The sequence below is a fragment of the Plasticicumulans sp. genome (assembly GCF_035331805.1).
GTDB lineage: Bacteria > Pseudomonadota > Gammaproteobacteria > Competibacterales > Competibacteraceae > Plasticicumulans.
The window spans coordinates 1-10854 of sequence record NZ_DAOLKE010000060.1 but is presented as its reverse complement, the minus strand read 5'-3'; the positions used below and the strand labels follow the sequence as shown (position 1 = coordinate 10854).

Genomic DNA, 10854 nt, shown 5'->3' with positions numbered 1-10854 from the left:
AAGTTGCTTTTGCCGGCGCCGTTGGCGCCGATCAAGACATTCAGGTCACGCAGTTCGAAGGCTTCGAGTGCGCGAATCGATTTGTAGCCGCGAACCGTGATTCTGGTGATCTTGCTCATGCAGGACAGTTTGCGCGATCAGGTCACGGTCGTCACGGCTGGCTGCGCCCCGCCATGAACTCCGCCAGCACCGCCCCCGTATGCGATGCCCCCGCCTGCGCCATCACCGCTTCCGGCGTGCCCTGAGCGACCAGTTCGCCGCCGGCGGCGCCGCCTTCCGGGCCGAGGTCGAGCAGCCAGTCGGCTTCGGCGATGAGATCCAGGTTGTGCTCGATCAGCACGACGGTGTTGCCGGCGTCGACCAGCCGGTGCAGCACGCGCGCGAGCTTGTCGACATCGGCCATGTGCAGGCCGACGGTCGGTTCGTCGAGCACGTACAAGGTGTGCGGCGTCGTGCGGCCGGTGCGCAGGCTGGTCTTGACCTTCGCCAGTTCGGTCACGAGCTTGATGCGCTGCGCCTCGCCGCCCGACAGCGTCGGGCTCGGCTGGCCGAGCGTGAGGTAGCCGAGGCCGACATCCTGCATCAGCTTCAGCGGGTGGTGGATCAGCGGGTGTGCGGCGAAGAATTCCACGGCCTCGTCGACGCTGAGTGCCAGCACCGCGCCGATCGACAGGCCGCGCCATTCGACCTCCAGCGTCGCGGCATCGAAGCGCGCACCGCCGCAGGCCTCGCACGGCAGCTTCACGTCGGGCAGGAAGTTCATCTCGACGCGCACCGTGCCGCTGCCCTCGCAGACCGGGCAGCGGCCGCCGGCGGTGTTGAAGCTGAAGCGCGAGGCGCTCCAGCCGCGGATGCGTGCTTCCCGGGTGTCGGCGTAGAGCTTGCGGATCGCATCCCAGAAGCCGACGTAGGTCGCCGGGCACGAGCGCGGCGTCTTGCCGATCGGCGTCTGGTCGACTTCGAGCACGCGCAGGACCGGCTCCCAGCCGCGCAGCAGCGCGCAGCCGAGCAGCTCGATGGCGACCGGCTGCGCGTTGCGGCCCTTGCCGCGCGCGGCGACCAGCGCGTGCAGGTTGGTGTAAAGCACGTCGCGCGCCAGCGTCGACTTGCCCGATCCCGACACGCCGGTGACGACCACCAGCCGGCCGAGCGGCACGCGTGCGCAGACGTTCTTCAGGTTGTGGCGGCTGGCCCCGAGCAGTTCGATCGCCGGCTGCCCGGGCTCGACCGGCCGGCGCGGCTGCAGCGGGTGCTGCAGCGGTGCGGCCAGACAGCGACCGGTCGGCGAGGCCGGATTCGCGGCCAGTTCATCGGCCGTGCCCTCGGCGACCACCTCGCCGCCGAGCCGGCCGGCGCCGGGGCCGAGGTCGATGATGTGGTGGGCGCGGCGGATGGTGTCCTCGTCGTGCTCGACGACGATCAGCGTGTTGCCGCGCGCTTCGAGCTTTTCGAGCGCATCGAGCAGGATGCGGTTGTCGCGCGGATGCAGGCCGATGGTCGGCTCGTCGAGCACGTAGGCGACGCCGGACAGGCTCGATCCGAGCTGCGCGGCGAGGCGGATGCGCTGCGACTCGCCGCCCGAGAGCGTCGGGGCGGCGCGATCGAGCGTCAGATAGCCGAGCCCGACCTCCTGCAGGAAGCCGAGGCGCGAACCGATCTCGGCGACCAGGCCACCGGCGATGTCGGCCTCGCGCCCGGCGAGCGCCAGTTCATCGAGGAAACCGGCGACCGCCGCGACCGGCCGGGCGGTCAGCGCACCGATCGACAGGCCGCGGAAGCGCACGGCGCGCGCCACCGGATTCAGCCGCTCGCCGGCGCAGTCCGGGCAGGGCGTGTCGTCGCCGCGCGCATCCAGCCAGTCATCGAGCGCGCGATCGACCTGTTCCTCGCTCAGGCGGTCGTCGCGCTGGAAGCCGGCGACGCGCACGCCGGTGCCCTGACAGCCCTCGCACCAGCCGTGCTTCGAGTTGAACGAGAACAGCCGCGGGTCGAGTTCCGGAAAACTCGTGCCGCAGGCCGGGCAGGCGCGCTTCGTCGACCAGACCTGCAGCGCGTCGCCGGCCAGTACATGCAGCACGCCCTTGCCGATTTCCAGCGCCGTGCCGAGCGCGGCGCGCAGTTCGCGTTCGGTGTTCGGCAGCACCACGAACTCGGCGACCGGCAGCTCCAGCGTGTGCTCGCGGAAGCGATCGAGCCGCGGCCAGGGTCGGGTCGGCAGCCAGTCGCCGTCGACGCGCAGGCGCTCGTAACCCTTGCCGTGCGCCCACTTGGCGAGGTCGGTGTACAGGCCCTTGCGGTGCACCACCAGCGGCGCCAGCAGCGTGATGCGCGAGCCCCGGTGCTGCGCCATCAGCTTCGCGGCGATCGCATCCTCGCTCTGCGGCTCGATCGGGCGCGCGCAGTCCGGGCAGTACTGCGTGCCGAGCTTCATCCACAGCAGGCGCAGGAAGTGATAGGTCTCGGTCAGCGTCGCCACCGTCGACTTGCGCCCGCCGCGCGACACGCGCTGTTCGATCGCGACCGTCGGCGGGATGCCGTGCACGGCATCGACCTCCGGGCGCGCCGCCGGCTGCACGAACTGGCGCGCGTAGGCGTTCAGCGATTCGAGATAGCGCCGCTGGCCCTCGCCGAACACGATGTCGAAGGCGAGCGTCGACTTGCCGCTGCCGGACGGGCCGGTGATCACCGTGAAGCCGCGGTGCGCGATCTCGACGCTGACGTTCTTCAGGTTGTGCTCGCGGGCGTGATGGATGCGGATGGCGTCGGGCGGGGCGGCCGCGTAGCTCGCCGGTGCCTCGGCGACGGCGTCGGCGCGGCCTTCGGCGAGCCGCTGCATGTCGGCGCGGTACTGCGCCAGCGCCCGTCCGGTATGCGAGGCGGCGCAGGCGATCACGGCATCCGGCGGGCCGGCGCACAGCAGCTCGCCGCCGTCGTCGCCGCCTTCGGGGCCGAGGTCGAGCAGCCAGTCGGCGGCGTCGATGACATCGAGGTTGTGCTCGATGACCAGCAGCGTGTGGCCGGCATCGAGCAGGCGTCCGAAGGCCTGGAGGAGCCGGGCGATGTCGTCGAAGTGCAGGCCGGTGGTCGGTTCGTCGAACACGAACAGCGTCTGCGGCTCGGGCTCGTCGCCGCGGCGCCGGCGCTGCCGGCCGGCGGATTCGACGAGATGGCCGGCGAGCTTCAGGCGCTGCGCCTCGCCGCCCGAGAGCGTCGGCACCGGCTGGCCGAGGTGCAGGTAATCGAGCCCGACCTCGGCGAGCGGTGCGAGCAGGCGCACGACCTCGCGGCCGCCGCGCAGCGGGCCGAAGAAGTCGATGGCCTCGGCGACGCTCAGGTCGAGCACGTCGGCGATGGATTTTCCGGCCAGTTCGACCTCGCGCACCTCGGCGCGAAAGCGCGTGCCGTCGCAGTCCGGGCAGCGCAGATAGACATCGGACAGGAACTGCATCTCGACGTGCTCGAAGCCCGAGCCCTGACAGCCCGGGCAGCGGCCGTTGCCGGCGTTGAAGCTGAAGGTGCCGGGCGTGTAGCCGCGCTCGCGCGCCGCGTCGGTGCCGGCGAACAGCTTGCGGATCGCGTCGAAGGCGCCGATGTAGCTCGCCGGGTTCGAGCGCGCGGTCTTGCCGATCGGCGACTGGTCGACGACGACGACCTCGCCGATCTCCAGCCCGCCTTCGAGCGCCCGGAACGCGCCGGGCGCCTCGGTCGGCCTGCCGAGCCGGCGGGCCAGCGCCGGCACCAGGACTTCCTGCACCAGCGTCGACTTGCCGGAGCCGGAGACGCCGGTCACGCACACCAGCCGTCCGAGCGGGATCGCGACATCGATGGCCTTCAGGTTGTGCTCGGCCGCGCCGCACAGCCGCAGCCGCGGCGTGTTGTCATCGACCGGTCGCGGCACGCGCCCGGCGGCGACGTGGCGGCGGCCGAGCAGGTAGTCGGCGGTCAGTGAACCGCGCGCTCCGGCCAGCCGCGCCGGGGCATCGAAGAACATGACCTCGCCGCCGCGTGCGCCGGGGCCGGGGCCGAGGTCGAGCAGCCGGTCGGCCGCAAACATGATCTGCGGATCGTGCTCGACCACCACCAGCGTGTTGCCCTGCGCGCGCAGGCGCTGCATCACCGCGATCACGCGGTGCATGTCGCGCGGGTGCAGGCCGATGCTCGGCTCATCGAGCACGAACAGCGTGTTGACCAGCGAGGTGCCGAGCGCCGTGGTCAGGTTGATGCGCTGCACCTCGCCGCCGGAGAGCGTGCGCGACTGGCGATCGAGCGTCAGGTAGCCGAGCCCGACCTCGCCGAGGAAGCGCAGGCGCGTGCGGATCTCGCCGAGCACCAGTCCGGTGGCCTCGTCGAGCGGGGCCGGCAGCCGCAGCTGCGCAAAGAAGCTCGCGAGCCGCGTCAGCGGCAGCAGCATCAGGTCGTGCAGCGTCAGGCCGGGCAGGGTTTCGAGCACGGCGCGCCGGTAGCGCACCTGCGTCGGCAGGAAGCGTCGCGCCGGTGCCAGCACCGCGTCGGCCTCGGCGCGCGTGCCGAGGCGGAAATCCAGCGATTCGGGCTTCAGCCGCGCGCCGGCGCAGGCCGTGCAGGGCGTGTAGGCGCGGTACTTCGAGAGCAGCACACGGATGTGCATCTTGTACGCCTTGCTCTCCAGCCAGTCGAAGAAGTGGCGCACGCCGTACCAGAGCTTCGGCCACGAGCGCTCCCAGCTCTGCCAGCCGTCCTCGCCTTCGAGCACCCAGTGCCGGTGCTCGGGCGGCAGGTCGCGAAACGGCACGTCGAGCGCGACCCCGCGCAGCCGCGCGTACTTTTCGAGATCCTGCTGGCACTCGCGGAAGCTCTCGGTCTGCCACGGCTTCACGGCGCCCTGCGCGAGCGTCTTCGATTCGTCGGGCACGACCAGCCCGAAATCGACATCGATGACCCGCCCGAAGCCGCGGCAGATCGGGCAGGCCCCGAGCGGCGAGTTGAACGAGAACGCCGCCGGCACCGGCTCGGCGTAATGGATGTCGCAGTCCGGGCAGTGCAGGTCGGCCGAATAGCGCCAGCGCGGGGCGGGCGCTTCGGGCGAGTCGCCGTCCGGAGCGGGTGCAGGGTCGAGCACATGCACGTCGACCCGCCCGCGCCCCTGACGCAGCGCGGTTTCCAGCGCCTCGATCACGCGCGCCCGTTCGGCCGTGCCGAGCCGGAAGCGGTCCTGCACGACGTGCAGCCAGCCGGGTTCGCGGGCCTGGATGCGCGTATAGCCCTGCTGCGCGAGCAGCGCCTCGACATCGGCCCCGGCCTGATCGCGGACGGCGACCGGGAAGCTCACGGCCAGACGCGGATCGCCGGCCGCGGCGGCGCGGGCGTGCAGGTCATCGAGGATGCTGTCCGGCCCGTCGCGGCGCACCGGCCGGCCGCAGCCGCGGCAGCACGGCGTGCTCATGCGCGCGTACAGCAGCTTCAGATGGTCGTTCAGCTCGGTCATCGTGCCGACCGTCGAGCGCGAGGTGCGCACCGGATTGGTCTGGTCGATCGCGATCGCCGGCGGAATCCCCGCCACCGAGCCGACCTGCGGCCGGTCCTGCCGGTCGAGGAACTGGCGCGCGTAGGGGCTGAAGGTCTCGACGTAGCGACGCTGGCCTTCGGCGTACAGCGTGTCGAACACCAGCGAGGACTTGCCCGAACCCGAGACGCCGGTGACGACGGTCAGCCGGCCGGTCGGGAAGTCGAGGTCGAGGTGCTTGAGGTTGTTCTGGTGCGCATCCCGCAGCCGGATCGCGCCGGTGGCGGGCACGACGGGCGTGCGGGGATCGGTCATCGGGGGGATCAGTCGGCCAGCAGGTTGCGGAACGGGGCGGTGTTCTTCCAGCGATAGGTGCCGAAATCGCGCATGTCGGTGGACAGGATGCGGCCGTCGCCCAGATGTTCCGCGAGCACGACCAGGGAGGCGTCGGCCAGGTCCATCGGCAGGTTGGCGTAGCGCTGCATGAGTTCGATGACACGCGGCAAATGGATGTCGCGCAGGTCGAAGATATCGAGGACTCCGGTGGCGAGGTGCTGGAGGAACAACTGCTGCGCGTGCCGGCTGACGCGCTTGCCCAGCAGATGGCAGGTTTCCGTGATCACCGGCCAGGTCACGATCAGCCGCTCCTTCAGGTCCGCGAGCTGGCGGCACGCCCGTTCATGAAAACGGTCGTCCGGCATGGCCAGCGCGATCCAGAAACCGGTGTCAGCGATGATCATGTCCGTCTTCGACGATGGCGGCGAATGCCTTCTTGTATTCCGTGGAAAGCTCCGTCTGGCCTTGCGGGCCGCAGCCGATGAAGCCTGAGTCCAGCAGGGCCTGATACGTCGACGGCTGCCCGGTCACGAGCCGGTCGTGATACAGGTCGAGCGCCTGCTCGATTACGCGGCTGATGCTGGCGCCGGTCATTCGCCGGATTTCGTCGAGCTTGCGGGCGTGCGCTTCATCGAGTCTGGACTGGATGCGCATGGCATGACTCCGGGGGCAGGCGCGAATGGACGGCCAGCCTAGGCCCGGCCGCTTGCGTCCGGCAATGCCGGTTCCGGTATCCCGGCCATGGCCTGCCGGCAGGCGTGAATGTGTCCGGTTGCGTCAGGCGATTTTACAAACCATGTCGGGTTCAGGATGCGGTGGTTGAGATAATTGCTTTCATGGCAATGACTTGATTAATTGGCTCGGGTATTGCTTGGATTCACTGTGTCTGTCCAAAAGTTCACTGGACCCTGCCCGGCGTCATTGAGGAACCCGGATCGTTCACGCCGTTCCCCCCACCGATCCCGGCCCGAACCATGTCGCACGTCCTGTCCCGAATCCCGAGCTTCAATGCCCTGCGCGGCCTGTGCGCGCTGCTGCTGCTGGCGGCGAGCGTGTTCGCCCATGCCTTCGGGCTTGGTCTGGGCGGCCCGTCCGACACCGAACCGGCTGCCCGCGCCGGCTGGTGGTATGCCGCACCGGGGGTCGAGACCCGCTTCGAGCTGCAGGCCGGCGAGACGCGCATGCTGCCGCTCGGCGAGCTGGTCGTCGGGGCCTTCGACAGCGCCCGCGTGCTGGTGCCGGGCGTGCCGGCCGACGAGGACCGCTACCGGCTCGAATTCGAGCTGCAGCCCGAGGGCAGTGCACCGGTGCACATCAGCGCCAGCGCCGTGGTCGGGCGCGCCGGCGATGCGCACGGCGAGCGGCTGACCTTCGACTTCGGCGCCGAGCCGGTGCAGATCGGCTTCGGCCGCGGCGGCGTGCTCAGCGTGCATTTCCGGCCGCTCGACCTCGCCGACAACGGCCGCTACGACCTGTATGCCGAAGTCCGGCTGGTGTCGCCGCCGGCCGAGCTGCCGGAGCCGGACCTGGTCTGGCAGCTCGGGCTCGGGCTGGTGCTGCTCGCGCTGGTCCGCCACCTGCGCCGCCGTTCCTGAAATCTTCTCAAATCTGTCTCGCACAGGCCGCAGCCGGAGCGGACAGCGACAATACTGCGCGCAGCTTCCCGTTCCCCGGAGTGCGCCGATGCCTGCCGAACTCGAAACCCTGATCCGTCAGTTGCGGGAAGATCGTGCCGCCGGCGCCATCGAGCTCGCCCGTCAGGCGCTTGCCGGACTCGGGGCCTATGCCGAGCGCGTGCCGGCGCGCTCGGTGCCGGGGCTGCGCGCGAGTCTCGCCGAGGCGGCGATGCAGGTGACGGCATCGCGGCCGGCCGTGACGCCGCTGATGACGCTGGTCAACGACTGGCATGGACGCATCGAGCGCGTCGAGGCCGGTACGCTGCAGGCGCTGCGCGCGCATGCCGTGGTCAGTGCCGCGCGCCTGAGCGAGCACTCGCGCAGCGCCGGCGCGAGCACCGCTGCCAACGTCGCTGCCTGGATCGGGCCGGGGCGTACCGTGCTGACGCACGGCTGGAGCACGACGGTGCTCGCCTGCCTCGCGCAGATCGCCGCGCTCGGCGGCCTGCGCGTGATCTGCACCGAGGCGCGCCCGCTGAACGAGGGCCGCCAGCTCGCGGCCCGCGCCGCCGGTCTCGGTGTGCCGGTGACGCTGATCACCGATGCGCAGCTGGCGCTGGCGGCGACCGCGGCCGACGTGGTGCTGGTCGGCGCCGACACCGTGCTCGTCGACGGTGCCGTGGTCGGCAAGGCCGGCACCTGGCCGATGGCGCTGGCGGCGCGCGCCGTCGACATTCCGTTCGTGGTCGCCGCCGAGTCCTGCAGGCGCAGTCCGGAACTGAGCGTGTCGCTCGAAGACCAGGACCCGGCCGAGGTCGGGGCGCCGCTGCCGGGCGTGATGCTGCGCAATCGCCGCTTCGACGTGACGCCGCCGGATCTGGTCACGGCCTGGATCGACGAGCACGGCGTCTGGACCGGCGAGGCGGCGTGAAGCGCACTTGCCAGCGGCTCACGGGCTGGCTCGCGGGGCTGCGGGGGCGTGGCTAGACTGCCGCTCCCTTTTCGTGACCGGAGCCGCCCGCAATGACCGGCATCCATGATTTCCCTGCCTTCCTGCTCGCTTCGGTGGCGCTGGCCGTGCTGCCGGGGCCGGACACGCTGTACGTGCTCGGGCGCACCGTCGCGCAGGGCCGGCGCGCCGGGCTCTGGTCGCTGGCCGGCATCGGCGGCGGCTGCCTCGGTCATGTCGCCGCCTCGGCGCTCGGGCTGTCGGCGCTGATCGCCGCGTCGCCGTTCGCGTTCGAGCTGGTCAAGCTCGCCGGTGCGCTGTACCTGGCCTGGATCGGCGTGCAGCTGCTGCGCGAGGCCTGGCGGCACGCCGGCGACGGTGTGCCGCTGCCGGCCGTGGCCGCGGACGAGGCCGGTGGCTGGCAGCTGCTGCGTCAGGGCGTGGTGACCAATCTGCTGAATCCGAAGGTCGGGCTGTTCTTCATCTCCTTCCTGCCGCAGTTCGTGACGCCCGGAGTCGGCACGGTCGGGGATTTCGTGCTGCTCGGCCTGACCTTCGTCGGCATCGGTCTGGTGTGGATCCTGTTGCTGATGCACACGACCGATCTCGCGACCCGGCACTTCCGCGGCCGGGCCGCCGTGCAGCGCTGGTTCAAGGCCAGCACCGGCGGCCTGTTCGTCGGGCTGGCGGCGAAGCTCGCGCTGGATCGCTGAACTGCTGCCGGAGTCACCGTTCATGGAACGCAACCACGCCCGCGCCAGCGATGGCGCCGTGCTCGCCGCCTGCCGCCACGGCGGCCATCTGCTGTCGTGGCAGACCCCGGACGGCCGCGAGCGCCTGTTCCTGAGTCCGCTCAGCCAGCCGGCGCCCGGCGTCGCGATCCGCGGCGGCGTGCCGGTGTGCTTCCCGCAGTTCTCGGGCTTCGGGCCGCTGCCGAAGCACGGCTTCGTGCGCGATCGGATCTGGCAGTGCACGGCCGCCGGCACCGCTGCTGACGGCCGCGCGCGGCTGACCTATGCACTCGAAGCCGATGCCGCGACCCGCGCGCTGTGGCCGCAGGCCTTCCGCTGCGAACTCGAACTGCTCGCGGCCGGCGACACGCTGGCCGTGACGCTGGCCGTGCACAACACCGGCGAGGCGCCGCTGTCGTTCACCGGCGCGCTGCATACCTACTTCGCCGTCACCGACCTCGACGCCGCCCGCGTCAGCGGTCTGGAAGCGCATCCGTATCGCGACCACGCCGGTGCGGCGGCAGCCGGTGGTGGCATCGACCATTCGCCCGATGGCGCGCCGCTTTGCTTCGGCGCCGAAGTCGATCGCGTGTACGCCGGCGTGCGCGGAGCGATCCGGCTCGCGACCGGTGCCGGCACGCTGCAGATCGAGGCCGACGGCTTTCCGGACGCCGTGATCTGGAACCCCGGGCCGGAGAAAGGCGCAGCACTCGCCGATCTCGAAGCCGGGGCCTGGCGCCGCTACGTCTGCGTCGAGGCGGCCATCGTGCGCACGCCGGTGTCGGTCGCCGCCGGTGCGCTCTGGCGCGGCACGCAGCGGGTCCGCGTGATTTGACGGACGCCGCGACCGCCGTACCGTCGCGCGCGGCGATCCTGCGCTTCGCGGCGCCGGTGATGCTCGCCAACCTCACGACGCCGCTGCTCGGCATCGTCGACACCGCGATCATGGGCCGTTCGCCCGATCCGGCGCTGATCGCCGCGGTCGCGGTCGGCTCGACGGTGCTGACCGTGCTGTTCTGGGCCTTCTCGTTCCTGCGCCAGAGCACGGTCGGCCTGACCGCACAGGCGCTCGGCGCCGGCGATGCCACGGAGCTGGCCGCGGCGCTGCTGCGCCCGCTGGCGCTGGCGGCGCTGATCGGCACGGTGCTGATCCTGCTGCAGGCACCGATCGCGGCGCTGGCCTTCGGGCTGATGACGAGTGCTCCCGAGGTCGAAACCGCGGCGCGCGCCTATTACGGCTGGCGCATCGCCGCCGCGCCGTTCGCGCTTGCCAATTACGCACTCGCCGCCTGGCTGATCGGCCAGCGCCGGGCGCGTCTCGTGCTCGGCCTGCAGCTGGCGATGAACGGCGGCAACGCCGCGCTGACCGCGCTGTTCGTGCTCGGCTTCGGCCTCGGCCCGGCCGGGGCCGGACTCGGCACCGCGCTCGCCGAGATGCTGACCTGTCTGGCGACGCTGGGGCTGCCGGCCGTGCGCGCGCAGTTCGCACCGGCCGTGCTGCGGGCGGTGTGCAGCGGCGGGCGCGCGCAGTTCGCGCGGCTGATGCGCGCCAACCGCGACATCCTGCTGCGCACGCTGGTGCTGACGCTGACGCTCGCCTCGTTCACGCGCTTCGGCGGCACGCTTTCGACCGCGACGCTGGCCGCCAATCAGGTGCTGATGCAGTGGCTGGTGGCCGGTGCGTATTTTCTCGACGGCTTCGCGAACGCCGCCGAGGTCTGGGGCGGGGCCGCGGTCGGG

At 71.4% G+C, this 10854-nt stretch carries 8 protein-coding genes and 1 pseudogene; 5 read left to right on the top strand and 4 right to left on the bottom strand.

Annotated elements, in window-relative coordinates:
- The 4 genes and pseudogenes from PKE44_RS06605 to PKE44_RS06590 form a co-directional block, all read right to left on the bottom strand.
- A pseudogene (locus PKE44_RS06605) lies at positions 1 to 119 on the bottom strand (AAA family ATPase); the annotation flags it as partial.
- A 32-nt stretch (positions 120 to 151) separates the two neighbouring features.
- Entirely contained in the window at positions 152 to 5797 is a 5646-nt protein-coding gene (gene uvrA, locus PKE44_RS06600; protein WP_324549291.1) for an excinuclease ABC subunit UvrA, read from the bottom strand.
- 8 nt (positions 5798 to 5805) lie between these two features.
- Positions 5806 to 6222 carry a PIN domain-containing protein gene (locus PKE44_RS06595; RefSeq protein WP_324549289.1) on the bottom strand — a complete coding sequence of 139 codons (417 nt, stop codon included), beginning with the start codon at positions 6220 to 6222 and terminating at the stop codon, positions 5806 to 5808.
- Positions 6209 to 6472: a ribbon-helix-helix protein, CopG family gene (locus PKE44_RS06590; RefSeq protein WP_324549287.1), complete on the bottom strand. Its 264-nt coding sequence runs from the start codon at positions 6470 to 6472 to the stop codon at positions 6209 to 6211. The genes PKE44_RS06595 and PKE44_RS06590 overlap by 14 nt, the downstream gene beginning before the upstream one ends.
- A 320-nt stretch (positions 6473 to 6792) precedes the next feature.
- Here PKE44_RS06590 and PKE44_RS06585 point away from each other — a divergent pair, with 320 nt between their 5' ends.
- The 5 genes from PKE44_RS06585 to PKE44_RS06565 all read left to right on the top strand — a co-directional run.
- The gene (locus tag PKE44_RS06585; RefSeq protein ID WP_324549285.1) at positions 6793 to 7413 is read left to right on the top strand and encodes a hypothetical protein; all 621 of its coding nucleotides are present in this window, start codon (positions 6793 to 6795) and stop codon (positions 7411 to 7413) included.
- A gap of 88 nt (positions 7414 to 7501) precedes the next feature.
- Positions 7502 to 8365 (top strand): hypothetical protein, encoded by an 864-nt coding sequence (locus tag PKE44_RS06580; RefSeq protein WP_324549283.1) that lies wholly within the window; start codon positions 7502 to 7504, stop codon positions 8363 to 8365.
- 92 nt (positions 8366 to 8457) lie between these two features.
- A complete protein-coding gene (locus tag PKE44_RS06575; RefSeq protein WP_324549281.1) occupies positions 8458 to 9096 on the top strand; it encodes a LysE family translocator in 639 nt (212 codons plus the stop codon).
- Positions 9097 to 9118: 22 nt separating this feature from the next.
- Complete coding sequence (locus PKE44_RS06570; RefSeq protein ID WP_324549279.1) at positions 9119 to 9949, top strand: D-hexose-6-phosphate mutarotase; 831 nt, start codon at positions 9119 to 9121, stop codon at positions 9947 to 9949.
- Positions 9946 to 10854, top strand: a 909-nt coding sequence (locus PKE44_RS06565) for an MATE family efflux transporter (protein ID WP_324549277.1), incomplete at its 3' end; no start/stop codon positions are given. The genes PKE44_RS06570 and PKE44_RS06565, both read left to right, overlap by 4 nt.